Source organism: Bradyrhizobium sp. CW1, from assembly GCF_023100665.1.
GTDB classification, from domain to species: domain Bacteria; phylum Pseudomonadota; class Alphaproteobacteria; order Rhizobiales; family Xanthobacteraceae; genus Bradyrhizobium; species Bradyrhizobium canariense_D.
Genome location: NZ_CP064684.1, coordinates 7,122,516 through 7,143,320, shown reverse-complemented (window position 1 = coordinate 7,143,320; position 20,805 = coordinate 7,122,516). Strand labels below are relative to the sequence as shown.

The following is a 20,805-nucleotide window of genomic DNA, read 5'->3' as shown; positions in this document are numbered from 1 at the left end:
GGCGGAACCGCAAATGAGCGAAGAAGAATTGCGGCAGCAAGCGGCCCGTTGGTGGCGAACCTCCATCTGCGACATCGCGCCCGGTCGCATCGCCTATCGGGGTTATCCAATCGAAGATTTGATCGGCCGGATTTCCTTTCCCGCCATGATCTGGCTGATGTTGCGCGGCGATCTGCCGACGCCAGCGCAGGAGCGGCTGCTGCAAGCTGCGCTGGTCGCGTCCGTTGACCACGGTCCGCACGCGCCCTCCATCGCAATTGCGCAGATGGCGGTGAGCTGTGGGCTGCCCCTGAATGGTGCGATGGCGTCCGCCATCAATACACTCGATGAGGTGCACGGCGGAGCAGGGGAGCAGGCGGTCGAACTCTACGAAGATGTGCTGCGGAGGCGCGATGGCCTAGAGATCGGCGAGGCAGCGGCCGCCGCAATTGACCATTTCACTGCAAGGTGCGGCAAATATCTGCCCGGCTTCGGCCACCGGTTTCATTCGGTCGACCCCCGCGCCGCACCGCTATTGGCGCTGGTGGATGACGCAAGTGCTGAGGGCAGTGTCAGCGGCGACTATGCCAAGGCCGCCCGCGCGATCGAGCGGGTGATGCAGCAGCGCAAGGGCAAACTCATCCCAATGAACATTGATGGCGCGACCGCGGTCATTTACGGCGAGCTCGGATTCGCGCCACCGCTGGCGCGCGGCGTCTTCTGCCTGTCGCGAGCGGTCGGAATCCTGGCCCACGCCTGGGAACAAACCAGGCGCAAGGATCGTAACAAGGGACCGATGCCCAAGCAGTTTGGCTACAAATATGAGGGACAGCCGCGCCGCACGCTGGGAGGCCCGTCATGATGTATCTCGACAAGCCGCCTCAGCTGGCTGAGACCCGCGTGTTCTCGTCGATGCCGCGGAATTTCGTCGCCGTGGTGTTTCCTCGAAATGGGCCGGATGCCAACCGCGGAGGCCATCGGTGGATTGTTTCATCGAGGGGCCGTCGTTCGACAAGTCCGGGGATCTCTACGTCGTCGATATCCCCTTCGGCCGCATTTTCCGGATTTCGCGCGACGGGATCTGGTCTCTGATAATCGAATATGACGGCTGGCCGATTGGTCTGAAGATCGCACCTGATGGCCGGGTGCTGGTGGCCGACTACATGAACGGCCTCATGGAGCTCGATCCGCAGCGGGATACTATCAGCCCGCTACTAGGGCACCGCAATTGCGAGTCCTTCAGAGGCTGCAACGACCTGCATATCGCGACCAACGGCGACATCTATTTCACCGATCAGGGGCAAACTGGATTGCACGATCCGACCGGCCGGGTGTTCCGACTGTGTCCTCACGGCCGGCTCGATTGCCTGATTTCGAACGGCCAAGCCCGAACGGGCTGGTGCTCAGTCCCGACGAGGCCGTGTTGTTCGTCGCAATGACGCGCGACAACAGCATCTGGCGCGTGCCGCTGATGCGTGACGGCGCTTCGGGAAGGTGGGACGGTTCAGCTTATTCTTCGGGACCAGCGGTCCTGACGGGCTGACGATGGATAAAAAAGGGCGGCTCTTTGTAGCGCACGCCTCCCTCGGCCACGTCTTCGTCATGGCGCCGAACGGCGAAACGATCGCCCGCATCAAGTCCTGCGCTGGGGCGACCTGCACGAACCTCGTATTGGAGGCGGCAAACGGCACATTGCTCATTACGGAATCCTCTACCGAATCAGTGTTGATGGCTGATTTCGTCACCTTCCTTGAACGTTCGCCAGCAGGAGCGACAGCGTGGTACCGAATCCCTTTACGCGACGGTCCACCGAATCAAGTCGCAGGAAGAAGCCCCATAGATGATTGGCTTGCCAGTTGCCGAGGCATTGGACTTGGCGACGAATGGATCGCATTTGTGTGCGGTGATCCCAAACTGGCGGCATTGTGTGGGAAGCACGAAAGAACGACTCGGCTATCGTTTGTAAGGCTGGGTCGGGCTCGCCCGCAACGGGCCGCCGCCGACCTGGCTCCGCGCCTTCTAGCCGGGCAGGTTTCCGCTCGCGGTCCACGAGCCTTGAGAAGACCATCGTATCGCTCCGCACCATGAAGAACGATTTGATGGTTGATACCCGCCAAAAAAGTCGAAGAGGTAACCCGCTCGCAGTGGGAGTAAGCACCGCATCAGCGCCGAGGTTCTCGATTGTCCTCGGCCGCGACGCACGCGTTGGAGCGTTCGTTTTGAGAAGCAACAAGCAGCAGGATTTTCTGCCTTGAAAGTCTTTAGTGACAGGACCAGGAGCGCTTTTAAGTGTGGAGCAGAGGTCGCAGTACTGTCATAGCCTCTTGCGCCCGCGCAATCCTCCAACCCGATATCCCCTCTCCTCGTAGAAACGGCGTACCCGTTCTAAGGCCGGATAGCCATCAGGGGGCAACGCAACCTCAATCATCTGCCAGCCTCGGCGCTTCGCCTCCGAACGTACCGCCTCGAGCAGATGCCCACCGCGGTCAGAGCTTCGGAAGTCGCGAGAAATCCATAGCTCCTGAAGCACGCCGTACGCTCCAGCTGCTCTCACGGCCAGTACGGCGGAGATGGCAGCGATCCCTACAATCTGCCCGGTGGCTTGTTCCTCGATGACAAAAATGAAGCCCTCTTCGGGATCCTGAATCAGGCGCAAAGCAGTCTGCTTTGCGCCTTCAAGGCTGAACTCTGGTCCGGGACCACCTAATTCAGAAAGTAGCTTTCCGACGGCTTCTACGATCGCGTTCTCATCTCCTGGCACGCCTTTGCGCAAAGCCGTGCCCCCGTGGGGCAAGCCTTGCGCTTCAGCGCCAACACGAACACCCGTCACGTTAGTCCCTCCAGTCCCTCTTGAGGATATCCATGTTCAGAAGGATACAGAGAACGCAACTGAGAGAAACTATCAAGCTCGATAGGGAATAGGACGTCCGCACTCGCTATAACCAACAGAGGTGAGGTAACTGCAAGCTGTTGCCGTTCTCAGAATCGACCGCGGCTTGACCCGCTGCGAACTCAGTTGGATCTCCTTCGACTAGATAGGAAATCCACGAGACGGCACATTCGCGCGTGGGCAGGCCGGCCATGCCGATCAAACATTTCGTAGGAGAGATTGCTGATCATCACTCACGAGAGTCGATTCAGTACATCTTGCAGCATGATCATCGCCGTGGCATAGGGCGCATCAGCTCGGCGCGTCCGAAGGTGAGATTCCCCACACACGTGTGCGTCACTCGTACAAAGTTGCGCGAGCCGGGACAGGTATCATACGCGTGCGCCCGACAAAATCGTCTGAACAACATCGCGAAAAGATTTTGCACGCTAATGCACTATCTTAAGCTTACCTCGAAGAATCGAAAGATAGTGGCAAGCACTGCTTGTATGGACCTTCGCTCCTCGTTTAAGGGACCTTCACGGAAGGGGAGTGGTTGCGATGGAGCATGGGCAGGCCGAACTGGTCGGAGGGAAACCTGTAATCTTCGGCCAGCGTAAGGTGCGGCCGCGAGCGTGCGTGGCCGTGGGCAAGCGGCATCTGCGCGCCTTTCTACGCGATGTGCTAGAGGATATGGGGTTTGTGATCAGCGAATGCGGGACTGCTGACGAGCTGCCGCGCGTACTCTGCATGGACTTCCCTGATCTGATCCTGCTCGGCATTGGCTCCGATCGCATCGAGCCTGGACGATTGCTCGAGATACTCGTACGCGAAGAATTTGCAGGCAGAGTGCTGGCGTTCGGCGCCCGCGAGTCGATCGTCATGACGGCAGTGCAGCAGGTCGGGGGCGAATATGGACTTGATATGCTGCCGCCGCTGAGGACGCCGTTTGCAGCCGAGACGCTGCGCGATCGGGTCGCCATGCTCTTGCCCAGAGAGCCGGCGCCCCGTCCCGCAGTCCATGTCGGAGAAGCCTTACACGCTGGCTGGCTTGAGCTCTGGTATGAGCCGAACTTTGACCCGTGTACCCTCAGCCGCCGCGGCGCCGAGGCGCTTGTGCGAATGCGGCATCCGACCTGGGGCGTTGTTCCACCAGCGTATTTCATCCCGGAGGCTCACGATCCTCATTTTAGGGACTTGTCGCAGTTCGTGATCGACCGCGCGATCAAGGATTGGAAGTATCTTCTGGAGCAGCAAACTTCGACCGATCTCTCCATCAATCTCCCGGCAGCATTCCTGATTGACCCGCAGGCGGTACGCGATCTCTGTCAGCGCATGCCGTCGCACCCCGCTTTCGGCGGCTTGACGATCGAAATCGAGAGCGAGGAAGCGATCCAGAACCTAGATCTCCTGATCGAGGTCGCGCGTGAGGTTCGCTTTCACAACATTGGCCTTGCAATCGACAATATCGGCGCCAATTGGCCGCAGCTGATGGGGCTCGAAAAATTCCCGTTCATGAAATTAAAAGTGGACCGGCAGTACGTCGCCGGTTGCGGAAATGGGCCCCTGAAGCGAACGGTGTGCCGCCATATCGTCGATCTAGCCAAAGAGTACAGTGTGCGCACCGTCGCCGCAGGCGTGGAGAGCCACGCCGACCTGATCGCTGTGACCGAACTCGGCTTCGACCTTGCGCAGGGCCATCTGTTCGGAAAGGCCATGCCGCTGAAGCAATTTGCACAGTCATCTTTCAGCCCTGTTCCACTTCGTCCAAAATAGTTGTATGAGGAGTGACTGAGCACAGCCAGGCAAAGCGTTGCAAACCCAGTATCGCTTCTCCCGGCCGAACTTCATTTCCCTCCGAAGCGATGCCGAAGGGTATTGTAGCACAAAGCCGTTTTGGCAAGCCTCCAGCGAGTCAATCCGCGGAGCTAACGTTGCAGGCGTGAGCGCGGCTTGGACAAAATCTCCGGTCAGGGCGTGTGACCGGAGGTTTGCCGACATCCGGCGTAGACGTGCGTCGGCTCGCGGCTTTTACTCGCGCCGCCGGTTTCGGGAATCGTCGAGCGTCGCTTGGCCCCGCGAAACCGACGGAAGCTCGCAGCAGTCGAGTCGCGACCGGCTATCGGAGTAGGCGCCCGAGGGCTCGCACGGCTTGATATTGAAGCGGCCCATGCTGTCGCAGATGCAACACGGTCTCAGACCCCGCACAGCACCATTGGGCAAGTTGCCCATCATTGAGCGCGCCTGTCCTTGGCACGGCATTTGAAAGGGATCGCCAATGGCATCGCTCGCCTAAGGAGTCGGAAGGCATGGCTTACAAGATCGTCGCTTCGCAATGCACCGTTTGTGGGGCATGTGAGTTCGAGTGTCCCAACGCGGCGATCAGCCTCAAGCGCGACATTTACGTTATCGATGCAAAAAAGTGTACGGAGTGCGAGGGCCATTCCGACACGCCGCAATGCGCTGTGGTCTGTCCGGTGCCTGACACCTGTGTCCCGTCTAAGACAACATAAGCAGCCCGCGTCCAGAAGGCTTCACCGCTCGATTTTGCGAACGAAGGACTAGATGTCGAGCTTGTGGAGGCCGCCGTCCGCGTGCGGCGCATCGAGGTCAATCAACATCGTTATGAGCTTAAGGCGCTGATCGACTCCGAGAAGCGCTCGAAGGGCTCTGTCAGAGGAGACCGTCAAATTTGTCTCGAATAATGACAAGGCCGCCTCGATGCTCCAGGTCGTCGCGTTGAGGCTTATCGTCGTTGGCTGACGAGCCGAGCCGAGGCGAGGTGGACGGGCGTCGAATATCCCAAGATCAGCTTGCAGGATATCTAAAGCTACGTCACTTCGAAGCCGAAGAGACGGTCTCCACGCGCGACGAGATCGGTCCGGAGATCCTGAAGACGTACGAGAAGCTCGGCATCTGCTTGCCCACCTTCCCCATGCACTAGTGCATGGAGCTAGGGTGCGGCGACACTTAGTAGGTTGACGGATCGATCCTCGTGCGCCTAATGCCAGTCGTCGTGGTCTTCGGATTCGTTTGATCCGGAGCTAAGAGGGAAGCCGGTGCAATGCCGGCGCTGCCCCCGCAACTGTAAGCGGCGAGCCGCTGTCCAACGAAGTCACTGAAGCCATGCGGCTTCGGGAAGGCCGGACAGCAGCGACGACCCGCGAGCCAGGAGACCTGCCTCGACAATATATCGTCCACGGGCGGGGTGTCCCGGTGTGCGCCAAGCAGCTGTCGCTCACGCGATATTCGCTGCATGCGTCCGCCATGGCCTTTGCCCCAATCATGGGGTCTGAGCTATGTCTTTTCTTTCGCTTCCCGTTGCCACACTGGGGACGTCACGCATCGGCCCACGACGCGAACTCAAAGTCGCGCTCGAGAGGTACTGGGCGGGAAACTCCAGCGAAGCCGAGCTCCTCGAGGCGGGGAGTGGACTTCGTGCCGCTAATTGGGCACGGCAGAAATCCCGCGGTGCGACCGTCATTCCTTCGAATGACTTCTCGTTTTACGATCATGTGCTCGATACCAGCCTAATGGTCGGTGCCATTCCCGACGTCTACGGCTGGACCGAAGGTCCTGTGTCGCTCAAGACCTACTTCACCATGGCGCGTGGCGCTCAGGACGGTGGTCACGCTCAGCATGGGCCTGGCGTAGCCGCACAGGAAATGACGAAGTGGTTCGATACCAACTACCACTACATGGTGCCGGAATTTCACCGGGATCAGATCTTTAAGTATTCCTCTCGAAAGCCGATCGAGGAATATGAGGAGGCAAAAAGCCTCGGCTACCAAACGCGCCCCGTCCTAGTTGGCCCAGTCACTTTCCTGAAGCTTGGCAAAAGCGCAAATCCCGCATTCAATCCGCTGTCGCTGCTCGATCGGCTCCTCCCAGTCTATGTCGATGTTCTCCGCGAACTATCCTCGCGCGGTGCTGAATGGGTTCAGCTGGACGAGCCATGCCTAGTGATGGACGTCGACGAAGCATCGCGGGCGGCTGTCCGCCGGGCCTATGCTCATTTCGCAAAGCTTGTGCCGGCCCTTAAAATCATGCTGGCCACATATTTCGGGGCTATCGGCGACAATCTTGAAACAACCTTGGCCTTGCCCGTTGCCGGGCTTCATGTGGATCTGGTTCGGGCACCTGACCAGTTGGACGCAATTGTCGCCACAACCCGTAGAGATCTCGTGGTCTCACTAGGCGTCGTTGATGGTCGGAACGTGTGGCGCTCCAATCTTCCGGCGCTGCTCGACCAACTTGCTCCTATGGTCCAAAAATTGGGCAGGCACCGTGTTCAGATTGCTCCTTCCTGCTCGCTGCTTCATGTTCCGATCGACATTGAGCTAGAGACCGATCTCGATCCCAATCTGAAGACATGGCTGGCGTTCTCAGTTCAGAAGATCAAGGAACTTTCGATATTGGGCAAAGCGCTGGCCGGCCATGCTGCCGAGGTGGCCGATGAACTTGCGCTTTCGGAGGAGGCAGCCGTCACCCGCGAAACATCGCCCGAGATCCACAATGCGAATGTCGCCGGACGAATCGCCGCGATCGACGATAGCATGCTTCGCCGTCGCAGTGCGTTCACCCAGCGTGCCGACGTCCAGCGCGTCGCGTTCGCTTTGCCGATGTTCCCAACGACAACCATCGGATCCTTCCCGCAAACGGCCGATGTCCGGAATGCGCGCGCGGCTCATGCGCGGGGAACGTTGAATGACACGCAGTACGAGCAGCTTCTGAAAGCGGAGACAGCCCGTACCGTGAAGTGGCAGGAAGATATCGGCCTGGACGTGCTCGTACACGGTGAGTTCGAGCGCAATGACATGGTTCAATACTTTGCCGAGCAGCTGTTGGGCTTCGCTTTTACCAAGCATGGCTGGGTTCAGTCTTATGGCTCGCGGTACGTTCGTCCGCCTATCCTGTTCGGAGATGTCTCCCGGCCGAAGCCCATGACCGTTGAATGGTGGCGCTATGCGCAGTCTCTGACCAAAAAACCCGTCAAGGCTATGCTGACCGGACCGGTGACCATCCTGAACTGGTCGTTTGTCCGTGACGACATCTCGCGGCGCGAGACATGCCGACAGATCGCTCTCGCGATCCGAGATGAGGTCATCGACCTTGAGGCGGCTGGAGCGACCATGATCCAGATCGACGAGGCTGCGTTGCGGGAGGGATTGCCGCTACGCAAATCGCAGTGGAAGAACTATCTAGATTGGGCGGTGGACAGCTTCCGCCTTTGCTCCTCCGTGGTCGCCGACGGAACTCAGATCCATACTCACATGTGTTATTCCGAGTTCAACGAAATCATCGATGCGATCGCAGCAATGGATGCCGACGTCATTTCAATCGAGACGTCGCGTTCTAAGATGGAACTGCTCGAGGCCTTCAAGAGCTACAAATATCCAAATGAGATCGGGCCCGGCGTCTATGACATTCATTCACCGCGCATTCCCGCAGCGGCGGAAATCAAGCAGCTGATTGTGTTGGCGCGGCAGCGAGTTTCCGATCGGCAGCTCTGGATCAATCCCGACTGCGGACTGAAAACGCGAAGGTGGGAGGAGGTGCGTCCCGCGCTCGTCAATATGGTGGCCGCCGCACGCGAGTTGCGGGCCGAGCCATGATGGGCCGGAGCGTTTCGCCAACGCGTTTGTGAACAAGATGCACGCGCTTTGGGGGCTTACGATGTCCTTGGGAGCTTTCAAAGTTCCCAGCGCCGCGGAATGCGGGCGGGCGTCGGCGGAGGCGGTCGCATACAGCCGGCGACAAGCTCGATTCTCGACCCGACGGCCGACAGCATGCCGGCGAGGTCCGATCAGGTCCTATTGCGACGTCATTAACGCTCGACGCGAAGCACAGCCCGACTTTTTCATTTATCCATCGCGTGGATGCGTCTCATCACAACAATCTATTTTACGGTCCTTACGGAACGTCATACGAAATTCAGGCCCTGGCACGCTCTTCGGGAGAGGTAATCGAGCGTTGTTGGTTTTTGGGGACGTACCAAATGCTGCTGTGCGACGGCAAACTGCCGCTTGTGTTTCAGGGCACGGCAGCCAAACCGGCGCAGGATCCCATCTCGGTCAAGGCACTGCCGTCCCAACCGGACAGCGGGCGAGTGGTGGAAAAGTCGTGAAGTTTCCGACAGGAGCGGAAGGCAAACGGCTCCAGATTTCGCGCGGAGTGATATCCGTTTCTCCTTGTTTGACGGCGAATGCCCTCGCCGAAGATCGATCGGCGGTAAGTCCTCCCTGCCGACGAAAGCTGGTGCGATGCGTAAAGCAGCGTCGTTCCTGCGTGACTTTCGCCTGGCCTCCGGAGGAGGCCGGGCTTTTTTTGGTGCGCCAGGCATGGCGCGGACCGCCGTGACTGGCGCGATTCGACCGGAGTGGTGTCCGGTCGATGACTTGGAGGTCAGAGTCCTTTCCTGGGCACCATCGCTCTTCTAAGAGCGTGAAATCCAAAGCAAATTAGCAAATTCAACGGCTTGCCCGCTCCTCAGTGGTACAGAAGAGTGGTACAATGCCGTTGGCTATGTCGCGTCCGTGGAAGCACCCCAAAACTGGAATCTATCAGCTCCGAAAAGCTGTTCCGGACGATTTGCGCAAGATCGTCGGCAAGCGCGAGGAGAAGGTAAGCCTTCAAACCCGCGATCCGGGCGAGGCCAAACAGCGCTTTGCGAAGGCGCTTGCCGAACTCGAGGCCCGGTGGGCGAACTTGCGCGCCGGGCCGAAACTTCTGACTGAACGTGACGCACATCAACTTGCTGCCGCGGCCTATGACCAGTGGCTACAGATGTACCGGAACAGTCCAAGCCAACAGACCGGTTGGGATGTCGTGGCCGGAGATCGGCTGTTCGGCCCCCCACAGACCAGGGAGCAGATCCGTGCTGCGTCTCAGCGGGTGTTGGATGGCGCGCCGGAGTTGCCAGACGACAAGATTTTCCGGATGGAACAGGCGTGTTTGGAGGCCGCTGACGGCTATTTGACGGCCAACGGGATCTTTATCAATTTTGAGAACCGCCGAACCATGGCCCGCGCACTCGGCGCGGCCATGCAGCGTGCCAGCTTACTTTTGGCAAAATTGGCAAGAGGTGAAAGCGACTACTCTTTCGATTCCCAAGCAATTCCATTCCCGCAAAGGAAGGCTGCGGCAGAACGAGGAAAGGCAGGCTTCGAGCCTGGCCACTCGATCGGGTTGCTATCGGCATTGGTCGAGGATTGGTGGAAGGAGGCGAAGGCCGCCGGTCGCAAGCAGAGTACCTATGAGAGCTATCAGAAGACGATGATGAAGCTCGTGGCCTTCCTGAAGCATGACGAGGTGGGCCGCGTAACGCCAGAGGACATAGTCCGCTTCAAGGATTACCGGCTGCTGGCCGGCGCGAGTGCGAAGACCGTGAAGGATAGTGACTTAGCCGGCCTAAAGACGGTGTTTGGCTGGGCCGTCATGAATCGCCGCATGCACTCCAACCCTGCCGAAGGACTTACCATCAAGGTCGGCAAATCGCGCAAACTTAGGTCAAAGGGATTTTACGACCGAGAAGCATCCGCCATTCTCAAGCACGCCCGGAATTCTGCGGCTGGGAGAGCTGCTCCGAAGCTGGCGTTGGCCAAACGGTGGGTGCCGTGGTTGTGTGCCTTCACGGGAGCGCGGGTGGGCGAGATGCTTCAGCTTCGCAAAGAGGACGTTCGCCGTGAAGGCAAAGATTGGGTCGTGCACGTGACGCCAGAGGCTGGCCCCGTGAAGACGGACGAAGCCAGAGACGTGGTGCTGCATCGACAGATCATCGAGGAAGGTTTTCCAGAGTTTTATGAGAGGTCCTCAAGTGGCTATTTATTCATCGATCCCAAAGCCGGGGATCTTGGCGTTCGCAGGGCGGTGAAGACAGCGCGGAATAAGGTCAATGCCTTCGTGCGTGAAGTTGTGAAGGACCCGAACGTTGATCCGAGCCATGGCTGGCGCCATCGTTTTAAGACCATCGGCATTGAGCAAGAGGTGGCCATGCGCGTGCTGGACGCCATCCAGGGGCACGCACCGCGCAATGCTTCTGAGGATTACGGGGACGTAACCATTGCTGCGAAAGCGAAGGCCGTCGACCGGTTCCCAAACATAGACGTTAGTTGAAGTCTACGGGCATTCCTCCTACGGCCTGAGCACGGTCCGTCTGTCGTATGCCTCGAAGGACACCCCTGCATCGGATCTAGTAGCGTGTTGTCGACCCGCTAAGTTTGTGACCGCTGACTAGCCCTTGTGGTCGATGTAGGGATGAGAATCCCTTTCCAGACCAGAGGCAGCCTCCCGAATTCTACACCACTATCAGTCGAACGTTTCGATGCTATGCAGGCGCCAGCTGCGCTTTCCTCTGGCATAACCCGGTAATCTCTGGCACCTCTTGCCATGTTTTCCGAGAGGACCTCCGTCTAATGCCGGACGAGATTTTGACGCTGCCGGAGGTAGCCCTGTTGCTCAAGGTTGCCGAGAAGACCGTCTACACCATGGCTCAGAGGAGCCAGCTACCGGCATTCAAGGTGCGAGGACAGTGGCGGTTCAAGCGTGTCGACATTGACCGCTGGATCGAGCAACAGAAGGCTGCTTCTCGCGACGACGGGGAGCGCGAATAGGCGATGTCTTACCGCGTGGGTCATCGCCAGCGGCTTCGCAGCCGCTTCAACGTGAGCGTGCTCGGCGCGCTCAATGACTACCATGCCGCGCAGGTCGTCCTGGCGAACAATTGCCACGGTGGCGTGGCGCGGCCTTCCGAAGAGGATCTGTCTGTCACCCGCACGCTGACGGCAGTGTTCGACGCTTTCGGTGTGCCCGTCGGTGACCACCTGATCGGCGCGGGACCTTGCACTTTTAGTATAACCGAGGCCGGGCTCCTTCGCGCAAACGCCGGAGCCACGACATGAGCGTGACCCTCGATAAGGATACGGTGATTGAGGGGCCGCTGTGGCCCGAGCCCGTGCGCGTCCTCAGCGTCGACCGCTTCGGGACCATGCTACAGGTCGACGCCGTCGGCATGCGTACGCGGCAGTTCTACCCCGGCATCATCGTCACGGCCGTGCAGGTTGAGGCACTCAAGGTGCTCTCCAGCGCGAAGGGGATGGATTTCTCCGGCGACGCCGAAGCCTTTCACCTTGCCATCGAGGCCATGCGGATTCGGTTGGCCTACGAATACGACCCGCACTTCGCGGTGAACGCATCGACCATCACACCGCTGCCCCATCAGCTCGATGCGGTCTACCGCTACATGCTAAAGTCACCGCTTGTTCGCTTCCTCCTTGCGGACGACCCCGGCGCTGGCAAGACGATCATGGCGGGCCTGCTCCTCAAGGAGCTGCGCTTCCGTGGGCTCGCCGAACGAGTGCTCATTATCGTCCCGCCGCTCGTAGCGCGGCAGTGGCAGGAGGAGCTCGCGAGCAAGTTCTCCGAAGAGTTCACGATCATCGACAACGGGGCGCTGAAGGCAAACGTCGGCCGCAACCCATGGACCGAGGCCGACCGCTGCATCGCCTCGGTGTATTGGGCGGCGCGCGACAACGTACTCGAGTCGCTGAAGGATGCCGACTGGGACCTCGTCATCGTCGACGAGGCCCACAAGATGGCCGCATACCAGCAGGGCGTGCGCTCGCAGAAGACGCGCAAGACGCGGCTCTATCGGCTCGGCGAAGAGCTGTCAGTGCGCACGAAGCACCTGTTGCTCCTCACGGCCACCCCGCACAAGGGCGACCCGGAGAACTTCCGGCTGCTCCTCGAACTGCTTGACAAGGACCTCTTCGCCGATCGGCAGATCCTCGAGGAGGCGATGCGCTCGTCGGACAACCCGATTATCTTGCGTCGCTTAAAGGAGGAAATGCGCCGCTTCGACGGGTCGCCTCTTTTCCCGCAACGCACCGTGAAGACGGTCACGTTCGACCTGAGTCGGGCCGAGCGCGAGCTGTACGACGAGGTCACCGAGTACGTCGCAGAGCACTTCAACAAGGCGATGCAGAAGGAGAAGCGCACTGTCGGCTTCGCTATGACGATTCTGCAGCGCCGCCTGACCTCCAGCCTCGCAGCGATCACCGCGTCGCTGACGCGACGCCATGAGCGGCTCCAGGCGCTCCTCGACCAGGTCCGCGCCCTCGTCGCGACCAAGGCGCGCGGCGCGCTGAAGTCGAGCGAGAACGACACTGGGCTCGAAGAATTGCTCGGCGGTGCGGAAGTCGAAGACCTTGATGACCTGACTGAAGAGGAGCGCTGGAAAGTCGAGGACTCGTTGGTCGAGCGGCTCACCAACGCCGAGTCGATTGAAGAGCTGCAGACCGAGGTACTCGCCCTGGAACGCCTCGTGCGTCGCGCCCGAGCGGCTCTCAGCAGCGGGATCGAGGCGAAACTCATCAGGCTTAATGACGCGATCCTCCGTGATGAGGGCCTCGCTGCGCGTGGTGAGAAGCTCCTCATCTTCACCGAGGCGAAGGACACTCTTGACTTCCTCGTCGAGAGGCTGCGCGAGCAGGGCTTCACGGTAGCCGTCATCGACGGTTCGCTCTCGATGGAGCAGCGCCGCAAGCAACAGGAACTGTTTCGAGGCCCGGCCCAGGTGATGGTGGCGACGGAGGCGGGTGGCGAGTCCATCAACCTGCAGTTCTGCAACCAGATGGTCAACTACGACATCCCGTGGAACCCCAATCGCCTTGAGCAGCGAATGGGGCGCATCCACCGCATCGGCCAGAAGAACGAGGTCTTCATCTTCAATCTTGTCGCGACCGACACGCGCGAGGGAGCCGTGCTCGCCGCGCTGCTCAACAAGATGGACGAGATGCGGCGGGGCCTCGGATCCGATCGTGTGTTCGACCTCGTCGGCGATCTACTCGACGACCACGAGATCTCGCTGGCGGATCTCATCATCTCGTGCATCACGAACCGCCGTCGGCTGCAGGACGCCGTCTCGAGCATCGAACAGGCGGTGAGTCCGGCACACCAAGCGTCGCTCATCGCGGCCCGCGAGGAAGGGCTCGCGCGCCGGTTCCTGAACCTGCCGGAGCTTCGCCTGGACGCGGCCCGGTCGGCTAGCCACTCGCTGATCCCGGCATACCTCGAGTCCTTCTTCACGCGCGCGCTGGAGCGCAACCGTGGGCGCGCGGAGCGGCGCGCAGACGGCAAGCTCCGTGTCGAACGCGTGCCAGTGAACCTGCGGCACGAACAGGAGCTCGACTTCCGCCGTCGTTTCGGCACGGTCGCGCGTAGCTACCTATCGCTCACATTCGACAAGAAGGCCGTCGGCGAAGACGGGCGCACCGAGTTGCTCGGCCCGGGCCATCCGCTGTTCGAGTCGGTGTTGCAGGCCGCGTCGGCCAGCTCCGCGGACGCCCTCACGCGCGGCGCTGTGTTCTTCGACATCGACGCCGAGGGGCCCGAGCTGCTCTGGTTCTTCCGGGGCGTCGTCGGCGACGGCACCGGCCGCGTACTCTCGCAGCGCCTTTTCGCCGTGCGCGAGTTCGGCGCACCGGGCAGCGCCAGCTTCGAGCCCGCGCACCCGATTCGCCTCCATGACCTGCGCCCGCGCACCGATGGCCTACCGCCGCTGTCGCTCTCGGACTTCGACGTGCGCAAGCACGCCGCGACGCGCTTCTGCCTCGAAGCTCTCGTTCCGCGCTTCGTCGAGGAGGTCGCGAGCGGGCGGCTCAAGGAGCTGGCGTTGAAGGAGCGCTACCTCGAGCGCTCATTCCGTGTCGTCATCAGCCGTCACTCCGACCACCTACTCGACCTTGAGAGCAAGTCGAGCGCGGGCCAGGACATGACGCTCGCCCTCGGCCGCGAGCAGCGGCTCATGGACGAGGCCAAGCGGCGCCAGCAGGAACGCCTCGCCGAGATTCGGCTCGAGCAGCAGCTCGTGCCGCGCGCTCCCGAGTTCCTCGGCGTTGTGACGGTGCTGCCTGCTCCGGCCAAGGTCGGCGTGGCAAAGGCCGACGAGAGCGTGCTCGAACAGGTGCGCGTGTACGAGTTGTCGCGAGGGCGCGTGGTCGAAGACGTGCGCCGCGAAGGCCTCGGCTTCGACGCGGTCGCGAGCGACGCCGAGGGCCAAGGCGTCGACTTCCTCGTGGCGCGCGTCCTCGATGGCGACGGCAAGATCTGGCTTAGGTTCACCGAGTGGACGCAGCTCCAGCACCTCAATAGCCACGCGGCGCTCTACGTCGCCAAGGACGATCAGCTTCTCCGGCTTGCGCCGAAGGACGCAGCGACAGCCCAGGTCGACGAAATGACCCGCCGGGTATCCATCCACATCGACGGGCTCCAGCTCTCGATGCCAGAGCACGTAAGGAACGAAGCATGAGCGACAGGCGCCTCATCGAGGATAGCCTCCCATTGGCGGAGATCAGCGAGCAGAGCGCCCGGGAGAAGTACATCCGCAAGGGCCACATCAGCACGCTGCATCTCTGGTGGGCGCGGCGACCGCTCGCTGCGTGTCGTGCAGCCGTCTATGCCGCGATGGTCGATGCACCGAAGACAAAGGAGGAGCGCCAGCGGCAGCACGAGCTGCTAAAGAAGATTGTCGACTGGGACGTGCTCGAACCTACGCACCCTGATCATGGGCTGCTCAAGGTCGCGGCCGACGACATCACGAAGGCCCACGCGGCACGCCTCGCCCGGCGCAAGGGAAAGAACTCGACCGCCGCGCACGAGCATCCTCGCGTACTGGACCCGTTCGCCGGCGGTGGCGCGATCCCGCTCGAGGCGCAGCGGCTCGGCTGCGAGACCTTCGGGAATGATCTCAATCCCGTGGCCCACGTCATCGAGCTCGGCTCGATCTACTACCCACAGCGCTTTGCGGCGGACGTCGTCCGACCGAAGAAGGACGGTGACCTTCCCAACATCGACGTTCCCGCCGAGCCGCGCCTCGCTGTCGAGGTTGAGCGGTGGGCGAATTGGGTCCAGCAGCGGGTCGCCAAGGAGATCGGGAGCCTCTACCCGTCGAGCGGCCCGGACCGTGAAGTTCTGGGCTACTTCTGGGTGCGGCAGGTTCACTGCTCGAATCCGGCGTGCCGCGTGTTGATCCCAGTCGTCAACCAGACATGGTTGGCCAACAAGGCGAACCGTAAGATCGCCTACCGCATCAAGTCGAATGCGAAGCGTACCGGCGTGGAGTACTCTCTCCACTACGACGAAGACATCGACTTCGATCCAAAGACCGGAACCTACGGCGAGAACAAGCTGCTCTGCCCGTGCTGCGGTGAGGTCACCGACGGCAAATACATGCGGGCCGAAGGCATGGCCGGAAAGATCGAGCAGGATCTAGTACTCGTCTGCGAGGTCTCGGCGAAGCAGCAGGGGCGCCTTTATCGCTTGGCCACCGAAGCTGATAGGAAGGCATGGCGGAAGGCAGAGGAACTCGCGGCGAAGATCAAGCCCGTCGAGGGCGACGTCGCCCCGGACCGCCCCTCGGGCAACGCCCGCGGGCTCAGCGCCGTCACGCGCTACGGCATGTCGAAGTTTGCCGACTTCTTCAACGCGAGGCAGACGGTCACGCTGGACGCTTTCGCTCGGGCGATTCGAGCAACGCGCGACGAGATTGCGAAGACCGGCGAGGATCTAGCGTTTGCTGACGCTGTCGCCTGCTATCTCGCGCTCGCGCTCGACCGCATCGCGAACCAGTGCTCGACGGTGTCTCGCTGGCACAACTCAGGCGAGAAGATCGAGGGCGTCTACTCCAAGCAGGCCGTGGCGATGGTCTGGGACTATGTCGAGAGCAACCCCATCGGATCGAAGACCGCGAGTTGGTCCGGTGCCGTTGAGTGGGGCACCGAAGTCATCCGCAAGAACTCGTTCCCCAACCCGGCCCGCGTCTTGATGGGTAGCGCAACGGAGCTCGCGTCGCGCTTCCCGAGACTCGACGCGGTGATCACCGACCCGCCGTACTACGACTCCGTCCCGTACTCCGATATCTCGGACTTCTTCTACGTCTGGCTGCGACGAACGCTCGGCGACGTCGTTCCCGATGCCTTTTCCGGTCCGCTAACGCCGAAGCGCCGTGAGATCATCCAACACAACCCTCGCCACGGCGGCGAGGCGAAGGCGCGCGCGTTCTACGAGTCGGAGATGACCAAGGCCTTCGAGGAGTCCGGCCGCACTCTGGCGGACGATGGAATCATCGTCGTCATGTTCGCGCACAAAACCACGGCCGCTTGGGAGACGCTGCTGACCTCTCTCCTGGCAGCCGGGCTCGTCGTCACGGCCTCGTGGCCAGTCGACACGGAGATGGGCGCGCGCACCGGCGCGCAGGGCGCGGCGTCGCTCGCGTCTTCGGTCTTCATCGTGTGCCGCAAGCGCGCGGCACATGACGAGGGCTTCATCGACGATGTCGAACCGGCGCTGAGGGCACGACTTCATGAGCGCCTCGACTACTTCTGGACGCAGGGAATTCGCGGCGCGGACTTCTTCATGTCGGCCATCGGTCCCGCCATCGAGGTCTTCGGGACTCACAAGCGAGTGTTGAAGCTCAGCGGGGAAGTGGTGTCGATCGCCGAGATGCTCAACAAGGTCCGGGGCATCGTCGCCGATTACGCGCTCCAACGCATCGTTCAAGGTGGAGCCGCTGGCGACGTTGACGATGCGAGCCGCTTCTACGTCATCTGGCGATGGGCGTTCGGTGCTTCGGTCGTCGAGAGCGGCGAGGCGATTCACATGGCGCAGTCGATGGGCTGCGAGTTCTCCGAGCTCGTCTCCGACAGGGGCGTGCTGACCAAGACGGGCGACAAGGTCACGCTGAAGGGACCGCTAGACCGCAAGAAGGCGAAGGGCCTCGGAGAGCCCGCGCCCACGGGCACGCTGGCGCCGCTCATCGACGTCCTCCACCGCGCCGCCAACCTCTGGGCGGCAGGCGAGCGACAGGACCTCGCGGACTTCCTCGCGACGGCGCTTCTGCCCGGAGGCATCGACCGCATGCAGCGCCTCGCGCAAAGCATCGTCGACGTGCTGCCTCCCGGCGATAAAGAGCGCTCGCTGTACGAGAACTTCCTGGTCGGAGCACGCTCGCTGCCGGCGCCCACGAAGAAGGACGAGGCTGCCGAACGGCAGCGGACGCTGTTCTAGGAGACGAACCATGACCACCACCACAACGCCCTGGCGGAACGTCGTCACCCCGCACGACAACATCAAGCAAGGCAAGGTGAAGCAGAACGACTTCGCCGCCAGCCTTGCCGACGTGCTGAACAGCAGCGGCAACCCAGACTACTTCGAGCCGATCCGGTTCTTCAACCGCACTTTCCTCACGGCGGGCCTTCGTCAGCTTGCCGGCGAGGTAGTTGGGCGCCTCACCGGGCAGGGCGACGGCGACGCGGTCATGCAGATCCAGACGCCCTTCGGTGGCGGCAAGACGCACACGCTCATCACGCTCTATCATCTCGTGAAGAACGGGGCCGCCTGTTTCGATCATCCGGCTCTGAAAGAGTACTGGTTCGAGCGCGGGTGGAAGACGCCTCCGGCGGTTCCCGTTGCCGCTTTCGACGGCAACCAAGTCGGCGTAGGTGCCGTGGAGTTAGAACCCGGCCTGTCGGTACAAACGATGTGGGGTCACCTAGCCTGGCAGCTCGCTGGCAAGGCTGGCTACGAGCTGGTGCGGAACTTCGATGCGGACCGCGTCTCGCCCGATGGGAACGACATAGACAAGCTGCTTAAGCTGTCGAAGGGCGGACTTATTATCCTCGACGAGGTCGCAAACTACGTCGAGACCGCTGCCGCCGTCTCAGTTGCCGACTCTACCCTGGCTGCGCAGACGCGCACCTTCCTCCAGCGTCTCACCACGCGCGCCGGTCAGCACGCGCGCGTCATTGTTGTTGCGACTTTGCCACGTAGCGACGGCACGCAGACCCACGGCACGGCCTCGCTGCAGGTGCTGCAAGCCCTTCAGGAGGTCTTCGGCCGCGTGCAGAAGGTCCGCGAGCCCGTGCAGGGCGACGAGGTCCATGAGATCATCCGTCGGCGGCTGTTCGTGCCCTTCGGGCAGGACACTGACGACAAGGGCACGCGCACGAAGAAGGCTAACAGCCGCGACGCAACGATCAACGCGTACATTGCGGACCTCAAAGCCCGCCCGCAGATTCCCGACTCGGCGAAGGAGCACGACTACGCGGAGCGATTCAAGAAGAGCTACCCGTTCCATCCGTCGCTGCTCGACATCCTGAATCTCGTCGGTGCAAATCCGAAGTTGCAGCGGACGCGCGGCGTGCTCCGTGTGCTCGCGCTCTTGGTCGCAGACCTACTAAAGAAGAACCACAATGGAGGCCTCATCCAGGCGAGCGACATCGACCTGACGAACGAGGAGCTGCGCTCTGAACTGCTGGAGCTCGTCGACCGCGAGTTCCGCTCGGCGCTCGAGGCCGATATCATCGGCGCGACGGCCAATGCCCCTGAGCTCGACAAACAGAGTCCGTTGATGACGCAGTGGCGCGTCGCTGCGGGCCTCGCGACCACGACATTCCTGTTCACCTGCGAAGCGGGAAACGGTTCGCGCGGTGCAACGCCTGCGGAGCTTCACCTCGCGTCGGCCCGTCCCGAGATCGACTTTGGTACCATCCCCGGCGTCGTGCTGCAGATGAAGGAGCGCTTCCACTTCATCAACACTGAGGGCGAGCGCTTCCGCTTTTCGACGACGCCGAACCTCAATCGCATCCTCCTCGACGCTAAGAACGGCGTCGATGACGAGAATGTGCGGGAGCGACTCGGCGGGGAGCTGCGCAAGCTGCTCTCTGCAGCTCCACTGTCTCCCTATGTCTGGCCCGAGAGCTCCGGGGATATCGCTGACAGCGCGAGCAACAAGCTCGTCGTGATGCCGCCCGAGCGCACTCTCGGGGTGGCGGGCCGTGCTGACACGCAGGCTGCGCTACTAGACATCCTCAACAAGAGCGGAACGTCGACGCGCACTCGTCGCAACACCCTGGTGTTCGTCATCGCTGATGAGAGCGAGGTGGCGGCGCTCAGGGAAAGGGTGCGGGGCCTCCTGGCTACCGAGAACGTCGACACCAACCGAGAGCGCCACAACCTCTCGAAGACTCAGAACACGCAGCTGCAAACCGAGAAGTCGAACGCTGCGAAGGGAGTTCGGCAGCAGATTCTTCGCGCGTATCGTCACGCCGCATGGGGCGGTAGCAACGGAGATCCGTTGAAGGCCCTCGACATGGGGCAGCCGCCGGCGACGACGGACCAGAACCTCACGGAGCTCGTCGTGGCCTTCCTCAAAGATAAGCAGAAGTATCTGGAGCAGATCGCCCCGATTCTGCTAGTGCATCCGACGAAGCTGCAGGTGTGGCCGGAGAACGAGCCTGCGCTCAGCCTCAAGGCGCTCCCCGGGTACTTCCGGCAGTTCACGCACCTGCCGATCCTCAAGGACGACGACGTGCTGAAGCAGTCGATCGCGGATGGCGTACGAGCAGGGACATTCGCCCTTTGCGAGGGTACGACCGCTGAAGACGCGAAGGTGCTCTACTATAAGACGGCACTGGCCATCGCCGATGTTTCTCTCGAAGAAGGCTATCTGCTCATCCGCAGCAGCCTCGCGGACGAGAAGCTCGCGGCCCCGCCGCCAAGCGGAACGAACGTCGGTACGGGCTCCACCGGAGGCGTAACGGTGGTAGCGCAGCCGGCGAGCCCTGGCCCTGGGGCGGGCGGCTCATCCGGCAGCGCAGGAGGCGTGACCACCGTGTCTGGCGATTCCATCACGACGGCGAAGCCTGTCAATGGTGGTGCGTTGGGCAACAAGGCGCGTCGCGTCAAGCTCGACGTCGAGGTGCCGTTCACCGACTTTCACACATTCTACACCGGCATCATCAATGCGCTCGGCCGCAACGCCGACAATATCAAGATCACCGTGCAGGTGGAAGCGTCCGCAGAGAACGGCTTTAGTCCCACGCTCATCGAGGACACGGTCAAGGAGACGCTCTTCAACCTGTTCCGTTCCGATGAACTCCTGAAGATCGAAGAGGCGTAGG

General features: G+C 61.4%; 12 protein-coding genes, 1 pseudogene and 1 riboswitch. Of the genes and pseudogenes, 12 read left to right on the top strand and 1 reads right to left on the bottom strand.

Features of this window, described 5'->3' with window-relative positions:
• Nucleotides 1–13 precede the first annotated feature (13 nt).
• Both IVB54_RS34250 and IVB54_RS34245 read left to right on the top strand, forming a co-directional pair.
• Nucleotides 14–841, top strand: coding sequence for a citryl-CoA lyase (locus IVB54_RS34250; RefSeq protein WP_018454574.1), 828 nt, complete (start codon nucleotides 14–16; stop codon nucleotides 839–841).
• Nucleotides 838–1,716, top strand: a pseudogene (locus tag IVB54_RS34245) (SMP-30/gluconolactonase/LRE family protein); the annotation flags it as partial. The gene IVB54_RS34250 and the pseudogene IVB54_RS34245, both read left to right, overlap by 4 nt.
• A gap of 577 nt (nucleotides 1,717–2,293) precedes the next feature.
• On the opposite strand, the gene IVB54_RS34240 reads toward IVB54_RS34245, so the two are convergent.
• Nucleotides 2,294–2,809, bottom strand: coding sequence for a GNAT family N-acetyltransferase (locus IVB54_RS34240; protein ID WP_247484653.1), 516 nt, complete (start codon nucleotides 2,807–2,809; stop codon nucleotides 2,294–2,296).
• 600 nt (nucleotides 2,810–3,409) lie between these two features.
• Between IVB54_RS34240 and IVB54_RS34235 the strand changes: the two genes are divergently transcribed.
• The 10 genes from IVB54_RS34235 (at nucleotide 3,410) to IVB54_RS34195 (ending at nucleotide 20,804) form a co-directional block, all read left to right on the top strand.
• Nucleotides 3,410–4,624, top strand: coding sequence for an EAL domain-containing response regulator (locus tag IVB54_RS34235; protein WP_247776940.1), 1,215 nt, complete (start codon nucleotides 3,410–3,412; stop codon nucleotides 4,622–4,624).
• 533 nt (nucleotides 4,625–5,157) lie between these two features.
• Complete coding sequence (locus tag IVB54_RS34230; RefSeq protein ID WP_083926370.1) at nucleotides 5,158–5,361, top strand: 4Fe-4S binding protein; 204 nt, start codon at nucleotides 5,158–5,160, stop codon at nucleotides 5,359–5,361.
• 487 nt (nucleotides 5,362–5,848) lie between these two features.
• Nucleotides 5,849–6,048: riboswitch (cobalamin riboswitch) on the top strand.
• 99 nt (nucleotides 6,049–6,147) lie between these two features.
• Nucleotides 6,148–8,463 (top strand): 5-methyltetrahydropteroyltriglutamate--homocysteine S-methyltransferase, encoded by a 2,316-nt coding sequence (gene metE, locus IVB54_RS34225; protein WP_247776939.1) that lies wholly within the window; start codon nucleotides 6,148–6,150, stop codon nucleotides 8,461–8,463.
• 383 nt (nucleotides 8,464–8,846) lie between these two features.
• Nucleotides 8,847–8,975, top strand: a complete 129-nt coding sequence (locus IVB54_RS41535) for a hypothetical protein (protein WP_256464700.1) — start codon at nucleotides 8,847–8,849, stop codon at nucleotides 8,973–8,975.
• Nucleotides 8,976–9,361: 386 nt separating this feature from the next.
• Nucleotides 9,362–10,963 carry a DUF6538 domain-containing protein gene (locus tag IVB54_RS34220; protein WP_247776938.1) on the top strand — a complete coding sequence of 534 codons (1,602 nt, stop codon included), beginning with the start codon at nucleotides 9,362–9,364 and terminating at the stop codon, nucleotides 10,961–10,963.
• 299 nt (nucleotides 10,964–11,262) lie between these two features.
• Nucleotides 11,263–11,460 (top strand): helix-turn-helix domain-containing protein, encoded by a 198-nt coding sequence (locus IVB54_RS34215; protein WP_247337810.1) that lies wholly within the window; start codon nucleotides 11,263–11,265, stop codon nucleotides 11,458–11,460.
• A 3-nt stretch (nucleotides 11,461–11,463) separates the two neighbouring features.
• Complete coding sequence (locus IVB54_RS34210; RefSeq protein ID WP_247337809.1) at nucleotides 11,464–11,748, top strand: JAB domain-containing protein; 285 nt, start codon at nucleotides 11,464–11,466, stop codon at nucleotides 11,746–11,748.
• Nucleotides 11,745–15,155: a helicase-related protein gene (locus IVB54_RS34205; RefSeq protein WP_247337807.1), complete on the top strand. Its 3,411-nt coding sequence runs from the start codon at nucleotides 11,745–11,747 to the stop codon at nucleotides 15,153–15,155. The genes IVB54_RS34210 and IVB54_RS34205 overlap by 4 nt, the downstream gene beginning before the upstream one ends.
• Nucleotides 15,152–17,911 carry a DUF1156 domain-containing protein gene (locus IVB54_RS34200; protein WP_247337806.1) on the top strand — a complete coding sequence of 920 codons (2,760 nt, stop codon included), beginning with the start codon at nucleotides 15,152–15,154 and terminating at the stop codon, nucleotides 17,909–17,911. Before IVB54_RS34205 ends, IVB54_RS34200 begins: the two co-directional genes overlap by 4 nt.
• Nucleotides 17,912–17,921: 10 nt before the next feature.
• Complete coding sequence (locus tag IVB54_RS34195; protein WP_247337805.1) at nucleotides 17,922–20,804, top strand: DUF499 domain-containing protein; 2,883 nt, start codon at nucleotides 17,922–17,924, stop codon at nucleotides 20,802–20,804.
• The last annotated feature ends 1 nt before the right edge of the window (nucleotide 20,805 follow it).

Excerpts from the sequence above, each read along its gene's own strand:
- IVB54_RS34250 (WP_018454574.1), top strand. The coding sequence starts at position 14 with ATGAGCGAAGAAGAATTGCGGCAGCAAGCGGCCCGTTGGTGGCGAACC.
- IVB54_RS34235 (WP_247776940.1), top strand. The coding sequence starts at position 3,410 with ATGGAGCATGGGCAGGCCGAACTGGTCGGAGGGAAACCTGTAATCTTC.
- IVB54_RS34230 (WP_083926370.1), top strand. The coding sequence starts at position 5,158 with ATGGCTTACAAGATCGTCGCTTCGCAATGCACCGTTTGTGGGGCATGT.
- metE (WP_247776939.1), top strand. The coding sequence starts at position 6,148 with ATGTCTTTTCTTTCGCTTCCCGTTGCCACACTGGGGACGTCACGCATC.
- IVB54_RS41535 (WP_256464700.1), top strand. The coding sequence starts at position 8,847 with ATGCTGCTGTGCGACGGCAAACTGCCGCTTGTGTTTCAGGGCACGGCA.
- IVB54_RS34220 (WP_247776938.1), top strand. The coding sequence starts at position 9,362 with ATGCCGTTGGCTATGTCGCGTCCGTGGAAGCACCCCAAAACTGGAATC.
- IVB54_RS34215 (WP_247337810.1), top strand. The coding sequence starts at position 11,263 with ATGCCGGACGAGATTTTGACGCTGCCGGAGGTAGCCCTGTTGCTCAAG.
- IVB54_RS34210 (WP_247337809.1), top strand. The coding sequence starts at position 11,464 with ATGTCTTACCGCGTGGGTCATCGCCAGCGGCTTCGCAGCCGCTTCAAC.
- IVB54_RS34205 (WP_247337807.1), top strand. The coding sequence starts at position 11,745 with ATGAGCGTGACCCTCGATAAGGATACGGTGATTGAGGGGCCGCTGTGG.
- IVB54_RS34200 (WP_247337806.1), top strand. The coding sequence starts at position 15,152 with ATGAGCGACAGGCGCCTCATCGAGGATAGCCTCCCATTGGCGGAGATC.
- IVB54_RS34195 (WP_247337805.1), top strand. The coding sequence starts at position 17,922 with ATGACCACCACCACAACGCCCTGGCGGAACGTCGTCACCCCGCACGAC.